Raw genomic sequence first — 22,713 nt, forward strand, 5'->3', positions numbered from 1 at the left:
CGAAATTAATGTTGATAGGAATGTAATGACACGTCGCCGCAAGTCTTCCCTTACCGTCGCGGCGGCGTGCACCCTGGGACTCGGGCTGCTGATCACCAGCGTGCTGTTCGGTGCCGTGGGCGCGCTCGAGTACGGCAAGATGCAGCTCGACTTCGAACAACGCGCCAACCTGCGCACGGCCGCCATCCAGCGCGGCCTGAACGACGCGGCGCAAGTGCTGCGCGTGACCAACCAGCTGTTCGTGGCGTCCGCGCCCGTCAGCCGCCGCCAGTTCCGCGACTTCACCGCGCCGCTGCTGCAGCAGTACCCCTTCATCCAGGCCTTCAATTACCACCGCATCGTCACGCTAGCCGAGCGGCCGGCCTACGAAGCGCAGATGCAGCGCGAGTTCCCCGGCTACGCTATCCGCGAGAACGCCGCCGGACAGTTGCGCGCAGCGGGCGAGCGCCCCTTCTACGACGTGGTCGACTACCTGGAACCGATGGCAGGCAACCAGCGCGCCTTCGGCATCGATTCCGGCTACCACCCGGAAGTGTTGCAAGCCATCGACGAAATCCTGACCAGCGGCGAGCCGCGCTCCACCGGCCTGCTGACGCTGGCCCAGTCCAAGGGCAGCGAACCCGGGCTGGTAATGATGATGCCGGTGTACCGCGCCGGCATGCCGACCGGCACCGCCGCCGAGCGCAAGGCAGCCTGGCAAGGCGACACCGCCACCGTGATCCGGGCCACTTCGCTGGTCAGCAAGATCCTGCTCAACGCCGGGCTGCTGCAGGATGCCGGCCTGGCGCTGCGCGTCCACATCGGCGATCCCGCGCGGCCGGCCAACCTGGTGTTCAGCCACGGCGAGCTGCCCGCGCCGCACGGCGCCAGCCACCCGCTGGCGCGCTGGTTCTCCTTCCACAAGCACGCGCTGTACCGCCAGACCTACACGGTGCTGGGCCAGCCATGGCAAGTGCGCGTCACGGCGCTGCCCCAGCCCTTCGTCGACAGCCACCTCGGCTCGCTGTGCACCTTGCTGGGCGGCGTGCTGTTCAGCGCGCTGATGGCGGCGCTGGTGCAAAGCCTGGTGCTGCGCTCGCGCCGCGTGCAAATGCTGGTCGATGCGCGCACCGCCGAGCTGCGCCAGTCCAACGAGCGCCTCAACGCCGACGTCGCCATGCGCAAGCACACCGAGCGCGCCCTGCTCGACAGCGAACAGCGCTTCCGCCGCCTGCTGGCGCTCTCGTCCGACTGGTACTGGGAGCAGGATGCCTTCTACCGCTTCACCAGCATCACCGACGGTTTCTTCGAAAAAGGCCACATCAACCGTGCCCGCTACATCGGCCTGACGCGCTGGGACTGCACGCCCGAAATGCTGAGCACGCGCTGGGGCCGCGACCACATCGCGCGGCTCGAAGCGCGGCTGGCGTTCTCCAACCTCGAATACGCCATCACCGGCGACGACGGCATCGTGCGCTGGTTCAACACCAGCGGCGAGCCGGTGTACGACGCGCACGGCGAGTTCAAGGGCTACCGCGGCACGGGCAGCGAAATCACCGCGCGCAAACTGTCCGAGCAGCGCATCCACCACATCGCCCACCACGACGAGCTGACCGGGCTGCCGAACCGCGTGCTGCTGCAGGACCGCCTGGGCCAGGCCGTCGCCTACGCCAACCGCAGCGGCCACCCGATGTGGGTGCTGCTGATCGACCTCGACCGTTTCAAATTCGTCAACGACAGCCTGGGCCACAAGGCCGGCGACCTGCTGCTGAAGACGGTGGCCGAGCGGCTGCAGGCGGCGGTGCGCGAGACCGACACCGTGGCGCGCCTGTCGGGCGACGAGTTCGTCGCCATCCTGGGCGAGTCCTCCGAGGCGGCCTTGTCGCCGGACATCGTGCAGCGCGTGATGCAGGCCGTGGCGCAGCCGGTGATGCTCGAAGGGAAGGAATTCTTCGTCACCTGCAGCATAGGCGTGGCCTCGTACGATGGCAGCGGCAACGCCCAGCACCTGATCGAGCACGCCGACATCGCCATGTACGCCGCCAAGAAGCTGGGGCGCAACAGCTTCCAGTTCTACGAGCCGGCCATGAACGACGAGGCCCAGGAACGGTTGAGCATAGAAAACGCGCTGCGCAAGGCGCTGGAGCGGGGCGAGTTCGCGCTGCACTACCAGCCGCAGGTCGACCTCGACAGCGGGCGCATCATCGGCGCCGAAGCGCTGCTGCGCTGGCAGCATCCGGAGCTGGGGCTGGTGTCGCCGGCGCGCTTCATCGGCCTGGCCGAGGAGACCGGGCTGATCGTGCCGATCGGCGCCTGGGTGCTGCGCACCGCGTGCACCCAGGCCAAGGCGTGGCTGGAGCACAGCCACGGCACGGCGCCGTTGCGGATGGCGGTCAATTTATCGGCAAGGCAATTCAGCCAGCCCGACCTGGTCGAGACCATAGGCGCGGTGCTGGCCGAGACCGGTTTGCCGGCCGCCTGCCTGGAACTGGAGCTGACCGAAAGCCTGTTCATGAGCGACGTGGCGCAAGCCGTCGGCCTGCTGCACCAGCTCAAGGCGCTGGGGGTAACGCTGTCGATCGACGATTTCGGCACCGGCTATTCCAGCCTGTCCTATCTGCGCGACTTCCCGATCGACGTGCTGAAGATCGACCGTTCCTTCGTCAACGACATCGCCACCGATCCGGACGACGCGGCGATAGTCGTGTCGGTCATCGCGCTGGCCCACAACCTCAAGCTGCGCGTGATCGCCGAAGGGGTCGAAAGCCGCGAGCAGCTCGACTTCCTGCAGCAGCACAGCTGCGACGCCATCCAGGGCTACTACTTCAGCCGCCCGGTAGCGCCCGAGCTGTTCGAGCAAATGGTGCGCCAGGGCCGCCACCTCGACACCGCCCACGCCACCCTCGCCGCCTGAACCCGGCCCCTGCGGCCCGGGCCCTGTCTGGCAGCGCCGCGGGCTACACCGCGCCGAACAGGTCGTGCGCGTCCAGGATGGCGTAGATGATGCCGGGCTTGTTCCTCAGGCAGCGGCGCACGGCCGCCGGGATGGCTTCGCGGGTTTTGCGGCACAGGCCGGGACGCATCGTCAGTTCAATCTGCAGTCCCATCACCGTGCGCACTTCATTGTCGCCGGGGGCGATCTTCAGGGCCACGCCCAGGTTCTGTTGCAGGCGCACGCCGATGCGCTGCAGCTCCTCATAGCTTTGCGCCGCTTCTATCCGCGCGATCAGCTTCTTTTCTTCTTCCTTGGTCAGCCGCAGGATGGCGAGCTCGGCCATGTCCGCCTGCGCGACGTCCAGCAGCAGCTCGCGCTTGCAGTCGCAAGCGCCGGGCGGGCATTCTTTGCGGATAGGGAAGTCGAGTTGCAGCATGGGTTCCATCGCAGCGAAACGGGCCCCGGATGGCGCCCGTCTAAATTCTACCGCGATTTTTCGCCCGCCCTCCCCTATTTCGCCAGCACCTTGCGTATCGTCTCGGCCAGCTCTTCGGCCATGAACTTGGCCACATAGGCGTCGGCGCCGACGGATTTGACGTGGTCTTCGTTGGTGGTGCCGGACAGCGAGGAATGGATGACCACCGGCAGCGCCGCGAAACGCGCGGTCTGCTTGATGTTGCGCGTCAGCGTGAAGCCGTCCATCTCTGGCATTTCCAGGTCGGTCAGCACCAGCGCGATCTTGTCGTGCACGGTCTTGCCTTCGGCTTCGGCGGCGTCGGCGATGTGGCCCAGCTTGTCCCACGCTTCCTTGCCGGATTTGGTCATGATGAAGGGCGCGCCCATCGCTTCCAGGCCCTTCTCGATCAGCGTGCGCGCCACCACCGAGTCGTCGGCGGCCAAGATCATGGTGCCGGGACGCAGCTTGAGCATGGGGCCGATGGTTTCCGGGTCGACGTCCGGCCGGTCGGTCGGGTTCATGCTGCGCAAGATGGTTTCCACGTCCAGCACTTGCGCCAGGCGCGAGCCGGTGTCGCCGTCCAGGCGGGCAATACTGGTGACCATGCCGCCCACAGCGGTCGATTCGGCCGACAGCACCTGGCGCCAGTCGAGGCGCACGATGTCTTCCACCGACTCCACCGCGAACGCCTGCGTGGTGCGGGCGAATTCGGTGACCAGCATGATGTTGAGGCCGGTCTTGGGCGTGCAGCCGCAAATGGCGGGCAGGTCCAGCACCTGGATGATCTGGCCGCGCAGGTTGACCACGCCCAGCATGTGGGGCTGCGAGCCGGCCACGGCCGTGATCGGCGGCATGGCAACGATTTCGCGGATCTTGAACACATTGATGCCGAACAGCTCGTTGCGGTCGCCGTTGGCGTCGCCACCCAGGCGGAACAACAGCAACTCGAACTTGTTGGTGCCGGTCAGGTTGCTGCGTTCATCGACTTCCTGTTGTACGGAGCTCATTGCGTTCCTTCGCATCGTCGTTATGGTAATGGGGCGACTGTACGCCGCGGCATACGCCTTGGCACTTGTCCTTTGGTGCTATGTTACGCCGCCGCCGGGCCGCTGAGCAAGGCGCAGTAGCGTTCCATGTCCACATTGCCGCCACTGATAACCACACCCACCCGTTTTCCCTGCAGCCGTTCGCGCATGGCGCGCGCCGCAGCCAGGCCGAGACAGCCGGTCGGCTCGACCACGATCTTCATGCGCGCGGCGAAAAAGCGCATCTCGGCCACCAGCTGCGCGTCGCTTACCGTCAGCACGTCGTCGACGTCGCGGCGGATGATGTCGAAAGTATAATTGCCGAGGTGCTGGGTCTGGGCGCCGTCGGCGATGGTCTTGGGCGTGTCGATGTGGACGATGGCGCCGCTGCGGAACGATTGCTGGCCGTCGTTGCCGGCCTCCGGTTCCACGCCGTAGATTTTGCAGCCGGGCGACAGCGCGCGCGCCGCCAGCGCGGAGCCGGACAGCAGGCCGCCGCCGCCGAGGCAGACGAACAGCGCGTCGAGCGGTCCCACTTCGTCGAACAGCTCCTTGGCCGCAGTGCCCTGCCCGGCGATGACGTCCGGGTGGTCGTAGGGCGGGATCAGCGTCAGCCCGCCCTGCTCGGCCAGCTTGCGGCCGATGGCTTCGCGGTCCTCGGTATAGCGGTCGTACAGCACCACTTTGCCGCCGTAGCCCCTGGTCGCGGCCACCTTGGCGGCCGGCGCGTCCTGGGGCATGACGATGGTGGCCGGGATGCCGAGCAGGCGCGCGGACAGCGCGATCGCCTGCGCGTGGTTGCCGGACGAGTAAGCCACCACCCCGGCCTTGCGCTGCGCGGCATCGAAGCGCGACAGCGCGTTGAAGGCGCCACGGAACTTGAAGGCGCCCATGCGCTGCAGGTTTTCGGCTTTGAAGAACACCTGCGCGCCCAGTTCGGCGTCGGCGGTGCGCGAGCGCAGCACAGGCGTGCGGTGGGCGTGGCCCTCGATGCGCTGCGCGGCGGCGGCGACGTCGTCGTAGGTTGGCAACACTTGCATGGACTTCCTTTCTGACTTTCGTGTGAATTATTTACCAGGGCCAGGCGATGCTGGTGCCCACGCCCCTGGACAGCGCGCGTTCGTAGATCAGGCGCGCCACGGTGAGGTCTTGCAGGGCGATGCCGGTCATGTCGAAGATGGTGATGTCCTCCGGCTTGCGGTGCGCCTGCAACTGCCCGGACAGCAGTTCGCCCAACTGGTGGCACGGCAGCTCCGGCGCCCACTGCATTTCGCCGATCTGGCGCGCCTGGACATGGTCATCCACGAACAGGCGCGCCCGCTGCAGCAGGCCTTCGGGCAGCTCGCGCTTGCCCAGCGTGTCGGCGCCGACGCAGGTGAAGTGGGTGCCGGGACGCACCGCGTCCAGCCTGAACAGCGGACCGCGGCCGGTGGTGGCGGTGATGACGATGTCGGCCAGCGCCACGGAGGCGTTGCGGTCGGCAGCCGGCGTCACCGAGCAGCGCTCGGAGAACTGGCGTTCAAAGGGCAGGTCCGCTTCGCCGCTGGAGCTGACATAGTCCACCTGGTGCAGCGAGGGCATCAGCTCCAGCGCATAGCGCAGCTGGATGCGGGCCTGCACGCCGGTGCCGAACACGCACACGCGGGCGCTGTCGGCGCGCGCCAGCTGCAGCAGCCCCAGGCCGCCTGCCGCGCCGGTGCGCATGGTGGTGACGCCGTTGCCGTCGATGATGCATTGGGGCCGGCCGGTGGCCGGATCCAGCAGCACGATGGTGGCCTGGTGCGGCTCGCCGCCCTTCTCGCGGTTGCCCGGCCAGAAGCCGGCCGATTTGAAGCCGAGCAGGTTCTGCCCTGCCACGTCGCCGGACTTGATGCCCCATACGCCCTCCGGCAAGCGCTCGCGCACCACGGGGAACACGCGGCCCTCCGCCTGCTGGTGCAGCACGAAGGCCTCGCGGGTGGCATCGAGCACGTCGCGGAAATTCATCAGGGACTCGCCCTGCACACTATCGATCAGCAGCAGTCTCGCGTTATTTGGCATAGCTGTACACGGTCGCCCTTGAAATGCCCAGATGCTGGGCGATGATTTCCATGGCGCGCCGCACTTCCAGGCAGCCCGCCTCCCTCAGTTCAACGATCAGTGCGCGCCGCTCGTCGGCCTTGAGCGCGCGCGGCGTGCTGGAAAGGCGGGCCGCGTAGTCGTCGATGCGGCGCCGGATACCGTCGGCGCCCACCGGGTCCAGCGACTCCTGCGGGGCGCCGCCATTGCCGGTGTCGACACGGCTGAATTGCGCGAACACCGATTGCAAGCCGTGGAACATGGTCAGGTCCACGTTGATGCACAGCGCGGCGACGTACTGCCCGCTGGAGTCCTTGATACCGATGGACGTGCTCTTGGCCTGGCGCCCGTCGGCGAAACTGTTGGCGTAGTTTGCCACGACGGCCGGATAGGCGGCGTCCGCGATGCGGGCCAGCCCAAGCTCGGTCACCGGGTCGCCGAGCTCGCGGCTGGACAAGTTGTTGTGGATGGCGGCGATGGCGTGCGCGGGATCCAGCAGGTCATGCACCACCACTTCGCAGAACGGCGCCAGGGTCTGGCCCAGGCCTTCGGCCACGTTCTTGAGCTGCTCCAGCAGCAATTGCTGCTCGGCCGTCCGGATGGTCTTTTGTTTTCGCATTTGGACAGAATATCCAAATCTGGACATTCCGTCAATCAAAGGTTTTCTATCGGATCACTGGCGAGACGCTGGCCGGGAATTGCGGCGCACGGCGGTGGCGCGTGGCCTGCTCGTAGGCGTAGGCCATGCCGATCAGTTTGGCCTCGCTATAGCTGCCGCCGACAAAGGACAATCCGACCGGCAGGCCGTGCACATAGCCGGCCGGCACCGTCACGTGCGGATAGCCCGCCACCGCCGCCGGCGAGGAGAAGCTGGCGTTGTAGTGGTCGCCGTTGATAAAGTCGGTCAGCCACGCCGGGCCGTCGGTGGGCGCCACCAGCGCGTCCAGGCCGTGCCGCTGCATCACCTGGTCGATGCCCTCGGTGCGCGCATAGCGCTGGTTGTTGGCCAGCGCGTCGCGGTAGGCCTGCTCGTCCAGGCCGCCTTTGGCGGCGGCGCGCTCCAGGTATTCCTGGCCGAAGTACTGCAGTTCCTTGTCGGCGTGCCTGCGGTTGAACTCCACCAGCTCGGCCATGTTGCGCACCGGCGCATTGGGCGCGTACTGCTGCAGGTAGGCGGCCAGGTCGGCCTTGAATTCGTAGAGCAGCACTTCGGTTTCGCTGTCGCCGTATTTTTCCGTGTTCGGCACTTCCACATCCACCAGTTGCGCGCCCTGCGCTTCGAGCACCCTGAGTGCCTTGGCGATCTCCTGGTCCACGTCCGCGTTCTTGCCGAAGTAGTTGCGCGCCACGCCGAGGCGCTTGCCTTGCAGGCTGCCGGCGTCCAGGGCGGCCGCGTAGGCGGCGCCCTGGCCCGTGCTGCCGGCCGTGGCCGCGTCGGACGGATCGGCGCCGGCCATCGCGGCCAGCATCAAGGCGGCGTCGGCCACGCTGCGCGCCATGGGGCCGGCCGTGTCCTGCGAGTGGGCGATGGGGATGATGCCGCTGCGGCTGAGCAGGCCCAGGGTGGGCTTGATGCCGACCAGGCCGCAGATCGAGGCCGGCGACACGATGGAGCCGTCCGTTTCGGTGCCGACCGCCAGCGTGGCCAGGCCGGCCGCGATGGCCGCGCCGGAGCCGGAACTGGAGCCGCTGCAATTGCGGTCGAGCGAATACGGGTTGCGCGTCAGGCCGCCGCGCGCGCTCCAGCCGCTGACCGAGCGGGTCGAGCGCATATTGGCCCATTCGCTCAGGTTGGTCTTGCCGATGATGACCGCGCCGGCCGCGCGCAACTGCGCCACGACATGGGCGTCGCGCGCGGCGCGCACGCCCGCCAGCGCCAGCGACCCGGCAGTGGTACTCATGCGGTCCGCAGTGGCGATGTTGTCTTTCAGTAGTACGGGAATGCCGTGCAGCGGGCCGCGCACACGGCGCAGCAGGCGTTCGCGGTCCATCTCGCGCGCGATCTTCAAAGCTTCGGGGTTGATTTCGATGATGGCGTTGATGCGCGGGCCGGCCTTGTCGATATTGCGGATGCGGGCCAGGTATTGCGAGGTGAGGGAATGCGAGGTGAGCTTGTTGGCGGCCATCAGCTCCTGCTGCTGCAGCACGCCGCTGTCGAGGATGCCGCCGGGACCGGGGCCGGGACCGCTGTCCGTGGCCCGGCGCCCTTGGCCGGCCACCGCCGCCGTGTCCGCGCCAGCCGCACCCGCGGCCAGTCCCATCCGAACAAATCCCCTGCGATCCATGCCAACTCCGTGAGTGGTTGCACCAAAAGTAATGAAATGCGCAATCCACTAGCATACCAGTCGAAATGTTTCCGAGCTACTAATTTAATATCTTTTTGGAACTCAACAGTATGTGTTCCATGAACCAAAAGTATCCCAGCGGAACCGTGCGGTGGTAGAGCCAGGGCTTGATGCACAATTTGTAAGCCATATCCCTACAACTATTCAATACGCCATCCGACAATATCATGCTCCCAAATACCACTTCCACGGTGCAGACCGGCGTTAGCGCGACCAGCCTCGGCGCCCGCATTTCCGCCAATGGACGCTACGTCTCCTTTTCCTCCAACCAGGCGCTGCTGCCAACCGATACCACCATCGGCGACGGCGACATCTACGTGAGAGACTTGCTCACCAATGCACTGACACTGGTGTCGACCGATACCGGCGGCGCCACCCTGGTCAGCCAGAAAACCGGCGCTACGCTGAACGGCGACGGCCAGCTGATCGTCTTCCAGAGCACTACCCCCAGCCACGCCGGCATCGTGATGAAGAACCTGGTGAGCGGCGGCCTGAGCAGCCTGTCGACCAATGCCGCCGGCGTGGAAGCGAACGGCGACAGCTATAACGCCGTCATTTCGAGCAATAGCGCGTCGGTCGCCTTCCTCAGCAAGGCGACCAACCTGACCGCCAGCGACACCAACGGCACCGACGACGTGTTCGTGAAGAACGTGGTCACCGGCGCGGTGATCAATGCGTCCACCTCGGCCGCCGGCGTGCAGGCCGACACCCCCAGCAACGACGCCGCGCTGTCCGGCGACGGCACGGTGGTGGCCTTCACCAGCTACGCCAGCACGCTGTTGGCGGGCGGCGCCGGCTTTGCCGACATCTACGCCAAGAACATCGGCACCGGCGCCATCGCGCGCGCGTCGACGGACTCGGCCGGCAACGCGGCCAACAACAATAGCGACAACGCCACGCTGTCCTACGACGGCCGCTTTGTCGTCTTCAGCAGCACCGCCACCAATCTCGTGGTGGGCGACACCAACGGCGTGCGCGACGTGTTCCGCAAGGACATGCTGACCGGCACCACCGTCCGCGTATCGACCGATGCGGACGGACAGCAAGGCCTGGGCGAGTCGAGCAACGCCACCGTCAGCGCCGACGGCCGCTACGTCATTTTCGAGAGCAAGTCCGATTTCACGGCCGGCGACGGTGACGGACGCACCGACATTTTTGTCAAGGACCTGGCCAGCGGCGCGCTGACCCGGCTCTCCAGCGGCGGCGACGCCAACCACTACAACTACCTGAGCAGCCTGGCCCTCGCCGGCGGCACGCTCGACGCCGTCTTCGCCAGCTACCAGTTCGTCAGCGGCGGCACGACCGACGCGCGCGACGTGATCCATACGCAGGTCGGGCAAGGGTTCGGCAGCACGGTGGCCGAAACGCTGACCGGCGGCGCGGGCGCGGACCTGATCTTTGCCAACCAGGGCAACGACCTGCTGACGGGCGCGGCCGGCAACGACACCATCGACGGCGGCGGCGGCGTGGACACCGCGCTCTACAACGCGGCGCGCGCCAGCTTCACCCTCAGCCTGGGCGCCAACGGCCAGACCGCCATCACCGACACTGCGGGAACCCTGGGTGTCGACATCCTGGCCAACGTCGAGCGCCTGCATTTCGCCGACGCCGACCTGGCCCTGGACATCAACGGCGCGGCGGGCCAGGCTTATCGCCTCTACCAGGCGACCTTCGACCGCGCGCCCGACATCCAAGGCCTGGGCTACTGGATCAAGCAAATGGACGCCGGCCTGTCCCTCGACAGCATGTCCCTCAACTTCCTGACCACGCCCGAAGGCGTCGCCCTCTACGGCAGCGCCCCCAGCAACGCCGAATTGCTGACCAAGTTCTACGCCAACACGCTGCACCGGGCGCCGGACGCGGGCGGCTATGCCTACTGGATGAACATCCTGGACAACCACCTGGCATCGTCGGGGCAGGTGCTGGCCAGCTTCAGCGAAAGCCCCGAAAACCAGGCCCAGGTGATCGGCACCATCCAGAACGGCATCACCTACACGCCCTACGGTTAAAAAAAAAGCCAGGCTCCCGGAGCCTGGCTTTTTTCGAATGCGGCGCGTCTTAGTTACGGACGATGCGCTTGTATTCGTTGGTACGGGTGTCGATCTCGATCACATCGTCCTGGCTCACGAACAGTGGCACTTGAACGGTGTGGCGCTTCGATTCGATCGCGTTTTCGATCGTTGCGTCTTTCAGCACGTTGCCCGAAGTGTTGCCCTTGACTGCAGGCTCCGAGTACACGATCTGGCGTGCGATGGTGGTCGGCAGTTCTACCGAGATGGCTTTGCCATCGTAGAACACCGCTTCGCATTCCATACCGTCTTTCAGGTAGTTCAGCGCGTCGCCCAGGTTCTCTTCTTCGATTTCGTACTGGTTGTATTCCTGGTCCATGAAGACGTACAGCGGATCAGCGAAGTACGAGTAGGTCACCGGCTTCTTGTCCAGAACGACGACGTCGAACTTGTCGTCGCCACGGAAAACGTTTTCCATCGGGGCGCCGGTCAGAAGATTTTTCGTCTTCCATTTGTAGGTGAAGCCCGTGCGGCTCGAACCGTTGACGTCAGAACGCAGAACGATAAATGGTTTGGCGTCAACCATGATGATATTGCCAACACGAATTTCTTTTGCGGGTTTCATAGCGAGTGTACGTATAAAGTGGGTTGCGTGAAAATCATCTGTCGCCTGCTGGCTTCTAAACGCCGTAAGCTCTAGTTTGATCGAGTAAAAATACCTGATAGAGTAACCGGGCAGTATACCTTATTTTTGTTGCGCCGCCTACCGGAGCGACGCGGCGAAACGCAGCAGATTCGATGCCAGGTCGCCGTGGGCGAACATCTGGTGCTGCCAGACAACGGCACGGCTGGCGGCCGCAGGCAGGATGGCGTGCAGCCCGGGCCACAATGCCGCCCAGTCGGCATCCCCAGCCGCCCCGGCCGGCAGCACCCCGTTCCAGCGCAGCGAGAACGCGTCCAGCCCCTCCATGCCCTCGGAATAGCGCTGCAGGAAGGCGCGCAGCTTCTTGTGGTGCAGGTTTTCGTCCTGCGGGTAGATGTGCCAGACGAAAGGCTTGCCGGCCCACTGCGCGCGCACGAAGGAATCCTCGCCGCGCACGAAATTCACATCGCAGGCCCACAGCAGCTTGTCGTAGTCCGGCTGCGCGACGAAGGGCAGCACGCGCACCGTCAGCGCGCCGCTGCTGCCGCATGCGCCGGCTTTCGCCTCGGCGCCAAGGAAAGCCTGCACCGCGTCGGCTGCCACGCCCTCGGGCACCAGGCAGGTGACGGGCTGCGCACCGTGCCGCCAAGCATCGAACAGGGCCGGCACAGGGGCGTGCGGATAGCAGAACAGCGACACCTTGAGCGCGGCCATCTCTTCCTGCGTCACGCCGAAGCGCGCCAGGAAGTTCGCCATCGCGACGGGATCGGACTGGAACTGCAGGCGCTGCGCTTCGAGCGCGCCTTCGCGCATCAAGCCGCCGGTCTTGGCGGTGAAGCCGGGAAAGTAGAAATGCTTCGTCAACGGCAGACGCGGGTGCGGCGAGGGCAGCGTATGGCAGCCCTCCACCCACTCTTCGGCCGTCAAACCTTCCAGGTTCAGCCACACCGGGCGCGGCCCGCACTGCGCCATCGCGGCGATGTAGCCGGGCGGGATGTCGCAGCCGAAAAATTCGATGACGATGTCGGCGATGTCGGTGGCGGCGAACTCGCCTTCCCGGCCGGTCCAGTGGCGCACGGCGATGCCGGCGATCTGCTGCAGCGCCGCGTCCGCGTCCACTTCGGCGCAGATGCGTTGAAATGTTTGCAGATCATCCACCCACAAGGTGACGGCTATGCCGTGCTCTTCCCGCAACTGCCGCGCGAGGCGCCAGCAAATGCCGATGTCGCCGTAGTTGTCGACGACTTTGCAGAACAGGGCGAGCGTAGTGGCTGGATTTTTGTCGGTGCGCATGGTGGAGAAAAAGCCGCACTGGGCGGCTTTTGCTGTCGGCTTGTTGAGCCTGTCTGGCGTCTCCACGGGGATTCGAACCCCGGTACTCACCGTGAAAGGGTGATGTCCTAGGCCTCTAGACGATGGAGACAGAAATCTGTCCTGACCTATAGCGGAAAATAAAAAGCCCTGGAGCACCAGGGCCGCTATCCGCACACTTTTTGACTTGGCGTCCCCACGGGGATTCGAACCCCGGTACTCACCGTGAAAGGGTGATGTCCTAGGCCTCTAGACGATGGGGACGTCGTAAAGCGTGGGCGAATTGTAGCACGGTAAAACCCTGCAAATCAAGGCTGCCCCGTCACTAAAGGCCCCGTATCCCGGCCTGCCGCTTCAGCCGAAATGCGACATGCGCGTCAGGAAGGTGTAGTCGCCCTCCACCATCATCAGGTACACCAGCACGATCAGCGCGCCGGGCGGCAGCACGATGGTATAGATCAGCGCCAGCCGCTCCCATTTCAGGTGCATGAAATAGGCGACGATGAGTCCGGCCTTGGCCGTCATCAGCACCAGGATCAGGGTCCAGCGCAGCATGCCCTGGACGTGGAAAAAATCGACGCCGTAGGAAAAGGCGCTGAGGACGAACAGCAAGCCCCAGATCTTGAAGTAGATGCCGATCGGATGCTGCGTGTGTTCGGTCGCGGTGGCCATGGTCCCTCCCTACCAAAGGTAGAACAGCGCAAAGATGAAGACCCAAACCAGGTCGACGAAGTGCCAGTACAAACCGGCGATTTCCACGATGTCGTACTTGCCGGCGTGGACGCCGCGCTCGTAGTGGCCGCGCTGGATGCGGCGCGCCACGATGGTCAGATAAATCACGCCGGCCGACACGTGCAGGCCGTGGAAGCCGGTGATCATGAAGAAGCAAGAACCGAACTGCGCCGCGCCCATGGGATTGGCCCAGGGCCGCACGCCTTCATGGATCAGCTTGGTCCATTCGAAGGCTTGCATGCCGACAAACATCGCGCCGAACACGGCGGTGACCAGCATCAGCCTGGCGGCGACTGCACGTTCGCCCCGGTAAGCGTAGTTGACCGCCATGGCCATGGTGCCGCTGCTGGTGATCAGCACGAAAGTCATGATGGCGATCAGGATCAGCGGCAAGGTGGTGCCGCCTATGGTCAGCGCGAACACCTCGCTGGGATTGGGCCAGGACGCCGTGGCCGACAGGCGCACCGTCATGTAGCCGGTGAGAAAACTGCCGAATATGAAGGTATCGCTGAGCAGGAATATCCACATCATCAGCTTGCCCCAGGGGACGTGGTAGGCCTGCTTGTCGCCGGAGAAGTCGGCCACCAGCCCCCGCATGCCCTCGGCTGTCGCCGCCAGCGTTTCGCGCGTATCCATGGTTCACCTCGCTTGCGGCGGCCGGATGCCGACGCTCTCACAAACGACCTGCACAAAGTCCGGCGTGACCAGGAACAGCAGCGCGAAAAGCGCCAGCCACAACAGCAACAGGAAATGCCAGTAGCGCGCGCACAGCAGCATGCCGGCGCGCACCTCGGCCCGGGCCGCTGTTCCCGTGCCTGCCTTGCTTTCCATGCCCCCCCGGCTTCCATTGCCCGCAAGGACCGCCGCCAGCACGGCCGCCACCAGTCCGCCCACCACATGCAGGCCGTGCAAGCCGGTCAGCAAATAAAAGAAGCTGCTGGCGGGGTTGCCGTTGACGGTGAAATTCATCGCCGTCATCGCCTGCCAGGCCCACAACTGCACCGCCAGGAACAGCAGCGACAGCACACAGGCGAGCCGGGCCATTCGACGCGCGGCGCTGCGTCGCGCAGCCTCCCAGGCCGCGCTGGCGGCCACCAGCATCGCCGTGCTGAGCCATAGCTGCCAGGGCACGTAGCGCAGCGGCTGCCAGTCGGCCATCGCCATGCGCATCACGTAGGCTATGCTGAACAGCATGAACAGCGAACAGACCACGGCCATGAAGACCCACAGGCCCACTCTGCGCGCATCGGGCGCGACGGCGTTGGCGTTGGCGTTCGGGCTGGCGCCTGCGGTGGCGGCGTTCATGCCGGCTCTCCGCCAACGACTGGACGTCCGTGCACGGGAGTCCCGGCCGGCGCACCCGGGGGATGGCCGGGCGGATCGGTGTCCGGCCCGACATTCTGCGGAATGTAGTCGCTCTCGCCCGTCTGCTGGCCGTAATCGTAGGCGCCGCGATAGACGACCGGCAGTTGCGCTCCCCAGTTGCCGTGCGTGGGCGGCGTTTCGGGCGTGAACCATTCCAGGCTGGCTGCGCGCCAGGGGTTGCCGCCGGCCGCCTTGCCTTTGAAGGTGCTGTAGGCCATGTTGAAGACGAACACCAGTTGCATCAAGCCCACCACCAGCGCGGCTATCGTGATGAACTCGTTCATGATCTGCGCCGACGGCGGGATGAAGTTGTAGTTGTCGTAGGCGTAGTAGCGGCGCGGCATGCCCAGCACGCCGAGGTAGTGCATGGGGAAAAAGATCGCGTACGCGCCCAGGAAGGTGACCCAGAAGTGCAGCTTGCCCAGCGTCTCGTTGAACATGCGCCCGCTGATTTTCGGGAACCAGTGGTAAATGCCGCCGAACACCGCCAGCACCGGCGACACGCCCATCACCATGTGGAAGTGGGCGACCACGAAATAGGTGTTCGACAGGGGGATGTCGACGCTGACATTGCCGAGGAACAGGCCGGTAACACCGCCCAGCACGAAGGTGCTGATGAAGCCGAGCGCGAACAGCATCGGCACGGTCAGGTGTATGTCGCCGCGCCACAGCGTCAGCGTCCAGTTGTAGACCTTGATCGCGGTGGGCACGGCGATGATGAGCGTGGTGGTGGCGAAGAAGAAGCCGAACAGCGGGTGCATGCCGCTCACATACATGTGGTGGGCCCACACCACGAAGCTGAGCGCGCCGATGACGACGATGGCCCACACCATCATGCGGTAGCCGAAGATGCATTTGCGCGCATGCACGCTGACCAGGTCGGAAATGATGCCGAACGCCGGCAGCGCGACGATGTAGACCTCGGGGTGGCCGAAGAACCAGAACAGGTGCTGGAACAGCAGGGGGCTGCCGCCCTGGTGGTTCAGGTGCTGCCCCATCGAGACGATGGCGGGCATGAAGAAACTGCTGCCCAGGGTTTTGTCGAACAACATCATCACGCCGCTGACGAACAGCGCCGGGAAAGCCAGCAGCGCCAGGATGGTGGCGACGAAAATGCCCCACACCGTCAGCGGCATGCGCATCAGGGTCATGCCGCGCGTGCGCGCCTGCAGGATGGTGGTGACGTAGTTCAGGCCGCCCATGGTGGCGGCCGCGATGAACACCACCAGCGAGATCAGCATGACGATGATGCCCCACTCGACACCAGGCGTGCCGGGCAGGATGGCCTGCGGCGGATACAGCGTCCAGCCCGCGCCGGTGGGGCCGCCGGGCACGAAGAAGCTGGCCACCAGGATCAGCACGGACAGCAGGTAGAACCAGTAGCTGAGCATGTTCAGGAAGGGGAACACCATGTCGCGCGCGCCCACCATCAGCGGGATCAGGTAGTTGCCGAAGCCGCCGAGGAAGAGCGCCGTCAGCAAATACACCACCATGATCATGCCGTGCATGGTGATGAACTGGTAGTAGCGCGAGGCGTCGATGAAGGCGAACTTGCCCGGATAGCCCAGCTGCAGCCGCATCAGGTCGGACAAGACCAGCCCGATCAGCCCGACCACGATGGCGGTCAGGCCGTACTGCACCGCGATCACCTTGTGGTCCTGGCTCCATACGTATTTCGTGACCCAGCTTGTCGGGCCGTGGTCGTGTCCGTCACCAAGTTCGTGGCCGTGCCCGCTGCCGTATGCCATAGCATCCTCCTGCCATTACTTCACAGTCTTGATGTAGTCCACCATCGCCGACAGCTCCGCTTCCGTGAACGGCTGCTGCGGCATGATGGGAGGGAAGCCGCGCACGATGCTCGCCTTGGGATCGACGATGGACTGCTTCAGATAGGCATCGTCCGCCACAGCGGTCTTGCCGCTGTCCAGTGTTTCCGTCTTGCCGTACAAGCCCTTCCAGCTCGGCCCCACACCGGGGCTGCCGTCCACGCTGTGGCAGGCCGTACAGCCGCGCGCCTGCGCCAGCAGCCTGCCCTGCGTGGCGGTATCGCCGGCGGCCGCTGCCGCGCCGCCCTCGCCCGCGCCGGGCGTGCCGGCCGCCGTGCCTTCCGCGCCGGCAGGAGCGGCGCCGGCCGCAGCGGCGGCCACGCCGGTGCCGCCCGCCGCACCGGCCCGCATCTTCGCCGCGAAAGTCGGCTGCAATGCCAGCCATTTCCGGTAGGCGGGCTCATCCTCCACGACCACATAGCCGCGCATATTGGCGTGGCCGATGCCGCACAGCTGCGCGCACAGCACTTCGAAACGTCCCGCCCTGGTCGGCGTGAACCAGAACGAGGTCACCATGCCCGGCACCATATTCATGCGGGTGCGGAACTGCGGCACGTAGAAGTCGTGCAGCACGTCCTGCGAGCGCAGCAGCACCTTGACCGGCTTGTTGAGGGGGATGTGGATTTCCTGCGTGTCGACCAGCACGTCGTCCTGGCCGTATGGGTCCTTGGCGTTCACGCCGAAGGGGTTTTCCGGACTGATGCGGGACACGTCGGTCTGCCCCATGCGGCCATCCTTGCCGGGCAGGCGGTAGTGCCACTGCCACTGCTGGCCCATGACCTCGAACTGCATCGCGTCGGCGGGGGCCGTGATCAGCTTGGCGTACACGTCCAGCCCCGGCGCCAGCATGATGACGATGCCGACCGTGGTGACGCCGATCAGCCACCACTCCAGTTTCTTGCTGCCGTGCTCGGCAGATGCGCGCACGCCGTCGCGGTGACGGAACTTGATCACCGCGTAGGCCACGAAGAGATTGATGATGATGAAGATCGCGGCCGTGATGACCAGCGTCAGCATCAGGGCGTCGTCCATCTGCTGCCAGTTCGACGCCAGGGGCGTGAGCCACCACGGGCTCCAGAAGTGGAACGCGACGCTACCCACCACAATCAGGATCAATGCCAGTGCCATCGCCATGAGCAGCCCCGTTTCTGTCAGATGTTTCGCCCTCACGCATGCGCCACGACCCACCCTGCGCCATGCTCAACGAACCAACGCAAAAACGGTGCTTTACGGCTTTTCCATCCGCCGGTAGATATAGGCGGCCGACATGCCGAATACCATGTGGCCCACCGCCGTCGGCCAGCTGCGCATTTCCGCGAACCAGGAGAAGGCGCTGGCCATGCCGTAGAAATTCAGCACATACAGCAGCAGTCCGAACAAGGCGCCGGCCAGCAGCACCATGCCGGTGCTCGAATCGAGCTGGAACGGCGCGATGATGGCCGCCAGCATCACGCCGAATGCGATGCCGAGTATGTAGTGGACCACCAGCGCGGCCACCACGATGCCGGTGCTGTAGCCGGTGGATTGCAGCGCGTCCCAGCCGAGCACCATGGCGGCGATCATGTGTGTCGCGCGCCAGGGATCCTGGCTGCCCACCAGCGCGGTCCACGCCAGTTCCAGCACCATCAGGATACCGCCGGCGCCAAAGCCGGCCACCGCTGCCGCGGCCCAGTCGGGCTGGCGCGCCACCCAGCGGTGCGAGTGCATATGCATTTCCATGTCCGTCTCCCTGTTTTGATAGTCAGCTTCGATGGCTGCCCTCGTCCAGTGTAGGTCACTTTCGCCAACATGCAATCTCGTAAAGCTTGCAGCTTTACATAGCTCAGATTCCTGAGCCCAAAATCGGCATAGGGGACGGCCAAGGTGGCCACTCCCCTGCCACACCACCCGGCATGCGGGTCCGCACCGGGCGGTTCGAGTAGTTGAGGTCAAGACAGGCGAGGTACGCCGAGGCGGTCGAAATAAGCAATTGTGAGCACGCTGTTAAGCAATTTCGCACTATTGCGCCACCATCTATGGCTATTTGCCGCGATGGTTCTCGCCACCGATCTTGGTGTCCCAAGATTAAGCAGTTCCCGATACATGGTTGTTCCACGCTTCCAGTGCTTGAGCTGGATTGCCCGCAGCCTGTGACGCAGCCATTCATCGAGTCCGCGCCAAACCGTTGGGGTTTGCGCCAATCCGAAGTACCCTTTCCATCCCAGCATATAGGAACGAAGTCGTCCCACCACCTCCGGCATGCTGCACCCACCTGAGCGGCAAGTCAGCTCCCGGATGCGTTGTTTGAACGTCGCCAGCGGCTTCTCGGCCACCTTGCGTTTGACTTCGCCCCCACGCGCCATCCACAGACTGTAACCGAGGAACTTGCGGCCGAAGACGCTGGTCACCGCGCTTTTGCTTTCGTTGACCATGAGGTGCAACTTGGCATAGCAGCGCCGCAGCACCGCCATCACCCGCTCACCCGCCCGCACGCTGCGCACATACACGTTCGCATCGTCGGCGTAGCGCGCAAAGCGATGACCGCGCCGTTCCAGTTCCTTGTCCACTTCATCGAGCATCACGTTGGCCAGCAACGGACTCAAAGGCCCACCTTGCGGCGTTCCCTCATCCCGCGACTGCACCACGCCGCCATCCATAATGCCGCTGTTCAGATAGGCACGGACTAGCCAGAGCACTCCGGCGTCGTCGATGCGTTTCCACAGACGGTCGATCAGGATGTCATGGTTAACCCGGTCAAAGAATTTCGACAAGTCAACGTCTACCACGACTCGCAGCCCAGACTGGACATACGCTTGGGCCGCTAATACCGCGTCCTGCGCACGCCTGCCCGGACGAAAGCCGTAGCTGTGCTCGCTGAAAGTGGGGTCAAGAATCGGTTGCAGCACCTGTAGTAGTGCTTGCTGGATCAGGCGATCCGTCACCGTCGGAATGCCAAGCTCGCGCTCGCCTCCGTCCGGTTTCGGGATCGTCACCCGACGCACCGGACTGGGCCGATACGTCCCCGCCAGCAGTTGTTCGCGTATGCCCGGCCACGCGGTCGCCAGATGGCGCGAAGTCTGATTGATATCCAGACCGTCGACGCCAGCAGCGCCCTTGTTGGCACGCACGCGCTTGAACGCACGCCGCAGGTTCTCTGTCGTCAGCGCTGCTTGCAGCAGCGCCGACCCCGTGTCCCCGGTTGCATATCGCGGGCAGAACGCTTCGTCGCTGGAAACACTAGGCAAGGCTTCACCTTGCCCTACGGTCTCCCGCCCCGCTTTCGCGGGCATCTGACGCGGTGCTTTCTGCATCGACATATCGGATTCACTCCTACTCGTTCGGTCCTTCATCGGCGGGGTCGAGCCTTCCCGGCGCTACCTCCGACTACTATGACCTCTGCTGAGACCCCGTTCCGGCTCTCGCCGTCGCCCTTTCAGGCGCAAAGCGGGGCGTCCCCAGGTAAGGGCCGCACTCCTTCATCACACAACCGCCGCATCTACGCCGCCTGATCCTTGACCACAGGAGCTTCGCGGTTTTGTGCCCGCTCGCCCTAATCGGCAGCGCCTTCTATGCGATTCGTGTACCTCGGCTCATGATTTACGCTCCGCGCTTCCTTCCCACACTCGGTTGCCCTGATGCAGTTGCGCCTCACTTCGCTCACTGTGGTCAGCTCGCGGCGGGACTCTCACCCACAGGAGTGCGCCCATGCTGGGCGCACACAAAAAAAGCCGCCCATGGCAGCTTGATTGTCGAATGTCATACTACTGTGTAATGTGCCAGAACTGGCGTCCCCACGGGGATTCGAACCCCGGTACTCACCGTGAAAGGGTGATGTCCTAGGCCTCTAGACGATGGGGACCAGGAACTACTGTGACTTTCTGCGCTGTTGGTGGAGGTAAACGGGATCGAACCGATGACCTCTTGCATGCCATGCAAGCGCTCTCCCAGCTGAGCTATACCCCCCGGGCGCAGAAATAATGCTACTACGGTACTGCAACTACTGGCGTCCCCACGGGGATTCGAACCCCGGTACTCACCGTGAAAGGGTGATGTCCTAGGCCTCTAGACGATGGGGACCTTGAACTTCCGTTACTGCTTGCTACACTCTACTCTCTTCCGCACTCATGGTGGAGGTAAGCGGGATCGAACCGCTGACCTCTTGCATGCCATGCAAGCGCTCTCCCAGCTGAGCTATACCCCCTCTGGTGCAGAAAAAAATAAAGCCGCACTTGGCGACCTTGTTACCACTTCTGCGATAATCCGGCGGGCCGAATTATAAGCTATCAGTAAAACAAACGTCAACTACTTATTTTCTGCCAAACCACTTTACCGCCTGGCGTCCCCACGGGGATTCGAACCCCGGTACTCACCGTGAAAGGGTGATGTCCTAGGCCTCTAGACGATGGGGACCTTGAACTGCCTGGTACTGCCGGTGCTGCCTTTACTGCCAACTTCGCAAAACTGGTGGAGGTAAACGGGATCGAACCGATGACCTCTTGCATGCCATGCAAGCGCTCTCCCAGCTGAGCTATACCCCCGTTTGCGAAGAAACAGGAGTATAGCAGGCCTCCCGCAGAATGCAATACTCGATTGCAACTTTGGGAAAATAACTGGGGGATTTACAGGTATTTCGCCACGCGCGCCGCCACAGCGTCACGGCCAAAGATCTGCAGCACCGCATCGATGGCCGGCGTCTGCAGCTGGCCGGTGACGATCAGGCGCAGCGGCATGGCGATTTGCGGCATCTTCAGGCCGTTGGCCGCCAACACTTCCTTCAGCATCGCGGCAATCGCTTCCTTGGTCCACTCGACGGTCGCGATGCGCTCGGCGAACAGTGCCAGCGCCGGCTTGACCGCGTCGCTCAGGTGCTGGGCCAGCAGGGCCGGGTCCGGCTGCGGCGCGCGGAAGAACAGCATGGCCGCGTCCGCCAGTTCGTTGGTGGTATTGGAGCGCTCCTTCATCAGGCCCAGCACGGTGGCCAGGTCCGGTCCGCCTTCAAACACGGCGCCCGCCTCCAGCATGCGCGGCTTGACCAGCTCGCCCAGGCGGGCGTTGTCGGCCTGCTTGATCCAGTGGTTGTTCAGCCAGGCCAGCTTTTCGTTGTTGAACTGGGCCGCCGACGCGGTCAGGTGCTCCAGGTTGAACCACTCGCAGAACTGGGCCATCGAGAACACCTCGTCGTCGCCGTGGCTCCAGCCCAGGCGCGCCAGGTAGTTCAGCATCGCTTCCGGCAAGTAGCCCTGGGCCGGGTATTCCATCACGCTGACGGCGCCGTGGCGCTTCGACAGCTTCTGGCCGTCCGAGCCCAGTATCATCGGCAGATGGCCGTATTCCGGCAGCGGCGCGCCGATGGCGCGCAGGATGTTGATCTGGCGCGGCGTGTTGTTGACGTGGTCGTCGCCGCGCAGCACATGGGTGATCTTCATGTCCCAGTCATCGACGGCGACGCAGAAGTTATACGTCGGCGTGCCGTCCGGGCGCGCGATCACCAGGTCGTCCAGTTCGCGGTTGGAGATGGTGATGCTGCCCTTGACGACGTCGTTCCAGGTCACGTCGCCGTCCAGCGGGTTCTTGAAGCGCACCACCGGCTTGCGGTCGGCCGGCACCGGGGGCAGGGTCTTGCCCTCATCCGGACGCCAGGTGCCGTCATAGCGCGGCTTCTCGCCGGCCGCGCGCATGCGCTCGCGCATCGCTTCCACTTCTTCTGGCGACGAGTAGCACAGGTAGGCCGTGCCAGCGCTCAGCATCTGGGCCACCACTTCGCGGTAGCGGTCCATGCGCTGCATCTGGTAGAACGGGCCCTCGTCATGGTCCAGGCCCAGCCACTGCATGCCGTCGATGATGGCCTGCACCGCTTCCGGGGTCGAACGCTCCAGGTCGGTGTCCTCGATGCGCAGCACGAAGGTACCGCCGAAGTGGCGAGCGAAGGCCCAGGAATACAGCGCCGTGCGGGCGCCGCCCAGGTGCAGGAAGCCGGTCGGGCTGGGGGCGAAACGGGTACGGACGGGAGTTGCTGGTGTAGTGGTCATTTGTTGACAAAAACGTTAGG

Annotated in this window: 18 protein-coding genes and 8 tRNA genes; 2 read left to right on the plus strand and 24 right to left on the minus strand. The window is 64.6% G+C overall.

The window, feature by feature from the left end:
* Positions 1-25 precede the first annotated feature (25 nt).
* Positions 26-2,893, plus strand: a complete 2,868-nt coding sequence (locus ACSQ8Y_RS14290; RefSeq protein ID WP_436267129.1) for a bifunctional diguanylate cyclase/phosphodiesterase — start codon at positions 26-28, stop codon at positions 2,891-2,893.
* Between the two features lie 43 nt (positions 2,894-2,936).
* Here ACSQ8Y_RS14290 and ACSQ8Y_RS14295 read toward each other — a convergent pair whose 3' ends face one another.
* The 6 genes from ACSQ8Y_RS14295 to ACSQ8Y_RS14320 form a co-directional block, all read right to left on the minus strand.
* Positions 2,937-3,350 carry a hypothetical protein gene (locus ACSQ8Y_RS14295; RefSeq protein WP_436267130.1) on the minus strand — a complete coding sequence of 138 codons (414 nt, stop codon included), beginning with the start codon at positions 3,348-3,350 and terminating at the stop codon, positions 2,937-2,939.
* A 74-nt stretch (positions 3,351-3,424) separates the two neighbouring features.
* The gene (locus ACSQ8Y_RS14300; RefSeq protein ID WP_436267131.1) at positions 3,425-4,378 is read right to left on the minus strand and encodes a chemotaxis protein; all 954 of its coding nucleotides are present in this window, start codon (positions 4,376-4,378) and stop codon (positions 3,425-3,427) included.
* An 83-nt stretch (positions 4,379-4,461) separates the two neighbouring features.
* Positions 4,462-5,436, minus strand: coding sequence for a threo-3-hydroxy-L-aspartate ammonia-lyase (locus ACSQ8Y_RS14305; protein ID WP_436267132.1), 975 nt, complete (start codon positions 5,434-5,436; stop codon positions 4,462-4,464).
* A gap of 31 nt (positions 5,437-5,467) precedes the next feature.
* Positions 5,468-6,436: an ornithine cyclodeaminase family protein gene (locus tag ACSQ8Y_RS14310; protein WP_436267133.1), complete on the minus strand. Its 969-nt coding sequence runs from the start codon at positions 6,434-6,436 to the stop codon at positions 5,468-5,470.
* Entirely contained in the window at positions 6,426-7,073 is a 648-nt protein-coding gene (locus ACSQ8Y_RS14315; protein WP_436267134.1) for a helix-turn-helix transcriptional regulator, read from the minus strand. The genes ACSQ8Y_RS14310 and ACSQ8Y_RS14315 overlap by 11 nt, the downstream gene beginning before the upstream one ends.
* Before the next feature lie 46 nt (positions 7,074-7,119).
* Positions 7,120-8,739 carry an amidase gene (locus ACSQ8Y_RS14320; protein WP_436267135.1) on the minus strand — a complete coding sequence of 540 codons (1,620 nt, stop codon included), beginning with the start codon at positions 8,737-8,739 and terminating at the stop codon, positions 7,120-7,122.
* A gap of 227 nt (positions 8,740-8,966) precedes the next feature.
* Between ACSQ8Y_RS14320 and ACSQ8Y_RS14325 the strand changes: the two genes are divergently transcribed.
* On the plus strand, positions 8,967-10,808 hold the full coding sequence (locus ACSQ8Y_RS14325) for a DUF4214 domain-containing protein (RefSeq protein ID WP_436267136.1): 1,842 nt from the start codon (positions 8,967-8,969) through the stop codon (positions 10,806-10,808).
* A gap of 49 nt (positions 10,809-10,857) precedes the next feature.
* Here ACSQ8Y_RS14325 and ACSQ8Y_RS14330 read toward each other — a convergent pair whose 3' ends face one another.
* The 18 genes from ACSQ8Y_RS14330 to gltX all read right to left on the minus strand — a co-directional run bounded on the left by ACSQ8Y_RS14330 (position 10,858) and on the right by gltX (position 22,693).
* The gene (locus ACSQ8Y_RS14330) at positions 10,858-11,433 is read right to left on the minus strand and encodes an elongation factor P (RefSeq protein ID WP_436267137.1); all 576 of its coding nucleotides are present in this window, start codon (positions 11,431-11,433) and stop codon (positions 10,858-10,860) included.
* 138 nt (positions 11,434-11,571) lie between these two features.
* The gene (gene earP, locus ACSQ8Y_RS14335) at positions 11,572-12,744 is read right to left on the minus strand and encodes an elongation factor P maturation arginine rhamnosyltransferase EarP (protein ID WP_436269825.1); all 1,173 of its coding nucleotides are present in this window, start codon (positions 12,742-12,744) and stop codon (positions 11,572-11,574) included.
* Between the two features lie 54 nt (positions 12,745-12,798).
* Positions 12,799-12,874 (minus strand) — tRNA-Glu (locus ACSQ8Y_RS14340).
* A 76-nt stretch (positions 12,875-12,950) separates the two neighbouring features.
* Positions 12,951-13,026: transfer RNA gene (locus ACSQ8Y_RS14345), tRNA-Glu, on the minus strand.
* A gap of 90 nt (positions 13,027-13,116) precedes the next feature.
* The gene (locus ACSQ8Y_RS14350; RefSeq protein ID WP_436267138.1) at positions 13,117-13,434 is read right to left on the minus strand and encodes a cytochrome C oxidase subunit IV family protein; all 318 of its coding nucleotides are present in this window, start codon (positions 13,432-13,434) and stop codon (positions 13,117-13,119) included.
* Between the two features lie 9 nt (positions 13,435-13,443).
* Positions 13,444-14,130, minus strand: coding sequence for a heme-copper oxidase subunit III family protein (locus ACSQ8Y_RS14355; protein WP_436267139.1), 687 nt, complete (start codon positions 14,128-14,130; stop codon positions 13,444-13,446).
* 3 nt (positions 14,131-14,133) lie between these two features.
* Positions 14,134-14,799: a bb3-type cytochrome oxidase subunit III gene (locus ACSQ8Y_RS14360; protein ID WP_436267140.1), complete on the minus strand. Its 666-nt coding sequence runs from the start codon at positions 14,797-14,799 to the stop codon at positions 14,134-14,136.
* Positions 14,796-16,607 carry a cytochrome c oxidase subunit I gene (locus tag ACSQ8Y_RS14365; protein ID WP_436267141.1) on the minus strand — a complete coding sequence of 604 codons (1,812 nt, stop codon included), beginning with the start codon at positions 16,605-16,607 and terminating at the stop codon, positions 14,796-14,798. The genes ACSQ8Y_RS14360 and ACSQ8Y_RS14365 overlap by 4 nt, the downstream gene beginning before the upstream one ends.
* Before the next feature lie 15 nt (positions 16,608-16,622).
* Complete coding sequence (locus ACSQ8Y_RS14370) at positions 16,623-17,819, minus strand: c-type cytochrome (RefSeq protein WP_436267142.1); 1,197 nt, start codon at positions 17,817-17,819, stop codon at positions 16,623-16,625.
* A 93-nt stretch (positions 17,820-17,912) separates the two neighbouring features.
* Positions 17,913-18,404 (minus strand): hypothetical protein, encoded by a 492-nt coding sequence (locus tag ACSQ8Y_RS14375; protein WP_436267143.1) that lies wholly within the window; start codon positions 18,402-18,404, stop codon positions 17,913-17,915.
* A gap of 209 nt (positions 18,405-18,613) precedes the next feature.
* Entirely contained in the window at positions 18,614-19,981 is a 1,368-nt protein-coding gene (gene ltrA, locus ACSQ8Y_RS14380; RefSeq protein WP_436267144.1) for a group II intron reverse transcriptase/maturase, read from the minus strand.
* A 466-nt stretch (positions 19,982-20,447) separates the two neighbouring features.
* Positions 20,448-20,523 (minus strand) — tRNA-Glu (locus ACSQ8Y_RS14385).
* A 28-nt stretch (positions 20,524-20,551) separates the two neighbouring features.
* Positions 20,552-20,627 (minus strand) — tRNA-Ala (locus ACSQ8Y_RS14390).
* 38 nt (positions 20,628-20,665) lie between these two features.
* Positions 20,666-20,741 (minus strand) — tRNA-Glu (locus ACSQ8Y_RS14395).
* Between the two features lie 48 nt (positions 20,742-20,789).
* Positions 20,790-20,865, minus strand: a tRNA-Ala gene (locus ACSQ8Y_RS14400).
* A gap of 133 nt (positions 20,866-20,998) precedes the next feature.
* Positions 20,999-21,074, minus strand: a tRNA-Glu gene (locus ACSQ8Y_RS14405).
* Between the two features lie 52 nt (positions 21,075-21,126).
* A tRNA-Ala gene (locus ACSQ8Y_RS14410) sits at positions 21,127-21,202 on the minus strand.
* Positions 21,203-21,283: 81 nt separating this feature from the next.
* Positions 21,284-22,693: a glutamate--tRNA ligase gene (gltX, locus tag ACSQ8Y_RS14415; RefSeq protein ID WP_436267145.1), complete on the minus strand. Its 1,410-nt coding sequence runs from the start codon at positions 22,691-22,693 to the stop codon at positions 21,284-21,286.
* Positions 22,694-22,713: the final 20 nt, after the last annotated feature.

It is taken from the genome of Pseudoduganella sp. LjRoot289 (genome assembly GCF_964252925.1).
Classification (GTDB): Bacteria; Pseudomonadota; Gammaproteobacteria; order Burkholderiales; family Burkholderiaceae_D; genus Rugamonas.

Bases quoted from the DNA above. Each gene is read 5' to 3' on its own strand.
- gltX (WP_436267145.1), bottom strand. From the start codon at position 22,693: ATGACCACTACACCAGCAACTCCCGTCCGTACCCGTTTCGCCCCCAGC.
- ACSQ8Y_RS14375 (WP_436267143.1), bottom strand. From the start codon at position 18,404: ATGGAAATGCATATGCACTCGCACCGCTGGGTGGCGCGCCAGCCCGAC.
- ACSQ8Y_RS14310 (WP_436267133.1), bottom strand. From the start codon at position 6,436: ATGCCAAATAACGCGAGACTGCTGCTGATCGATAGTGTGCAGGGCGAG.
- earP (WP_436269825.1), bottom strand. From the start codon at position 12,744: ATGCGCACCGACAAAAATCCAGCCACTACGCTCGCCCTGTTCTGCAAA.
- ACSQ8Y_RS14295 (WP_436267130.1), bottom strand. From the start codon at position 3,350: ATGCTGCAACTCGACTTCCCTATCCGCAAAGAATGCCCGCCCGGCGCT.
- ACSQ8Y_RS14350 (WP_436267138.1), bottom strand. From the start codon at position 13,434: ATGGCCACCGCGACCGAACACACGCAGCATCCGATCGGCATCTACTTC.
- ACSQ8Y_RS14315 (WP_436267134.1), bottom strand. From the start codon at position 7,073: ATGCGAAAACAAAAGACCATCCGGACGGCCGAGCAGCAATTGCTGCTG.
- ACSQ8Y_RS14320 (WP_436267135.1), bottom strand. From the start codon at position 8,739: ATGGATCGCAGGGGATTTGTTCGGATGGGACTGGCCGCGGGTGCGGCT.
- ACSQ8Y_RS14290 (WP_436267129.1), top strand. From the start codon at position 26: ATGACACGTCGCCGCAAGTCTTCCCTTACCGTCGCGGCGGCGTGCACC.
- ACSQ8Y_RS14305 (WP_436267132.1), bottom strand. From the start codon at position 5,436: ATGCAAGTGTTGCCAACCTACGACGACGTCGCCGCCGCCGCGCAGCGC.
- ACSQ8Y_RS14355 (WP_436267139.1), bottom strand. From the start codon at position 14,130: ATGGATACGCGCGAAACGCTGGCGGCGACAGCCGAGGGCATGCGGGGG.
- ACSQ8Y_RS14300 (WP_436267131.1), bottom strand. From the start codon at position 4,378: ATGAGCTCCGTACAACAGGAAGTCGATGAACGCAGCAACCTGACCGGC.
- ACSQ8Y_RS14330 (WP_436267137.1), bottom strand. From the start codon at position 11,433: ATGAAACCCGCAAAAGAAATTCGTGTTGGCAATATCATCATGGTTGAC.
- ACSQ8Y_RS14325 (WP_436267136.1), top strand. From the start codon at position 8,967: ATGCTCCCAAATACCACTTCCACGGTGCAGACCGGCGTTAGCGCGACC.
- ACSQ8Y_RS14360 (WP_436267140.1), bottom strand. From the start codon at position 14,799: ATGAACGCCGCCACCGCAGGCGCCAGCCCGAACGCCAACGCCAACGCC.
- ltrA (WP_436267144.1), bottom strand. From the start codon at position 19,981: ATGTCGATGCAGAAAGCACCGCGTCAGATGCCCGCGAAAGCGGGGCGG.
- ACSQ8Y_RS14370 (WP_436267142.1), bottom strand. From the start codon at position 17,819: ATGGCGATGGCACTGGCATTGATCCTGATTGTGGTGGGTAGCGTCGCG.
- ACSQ8Y_RS14365 (WP_436267141.1), bottom strand. From the start codon at position 16,607: ATGGCATACGGCAGCGGGCACGGCCACGAACTTGGTGACGGACACGAC.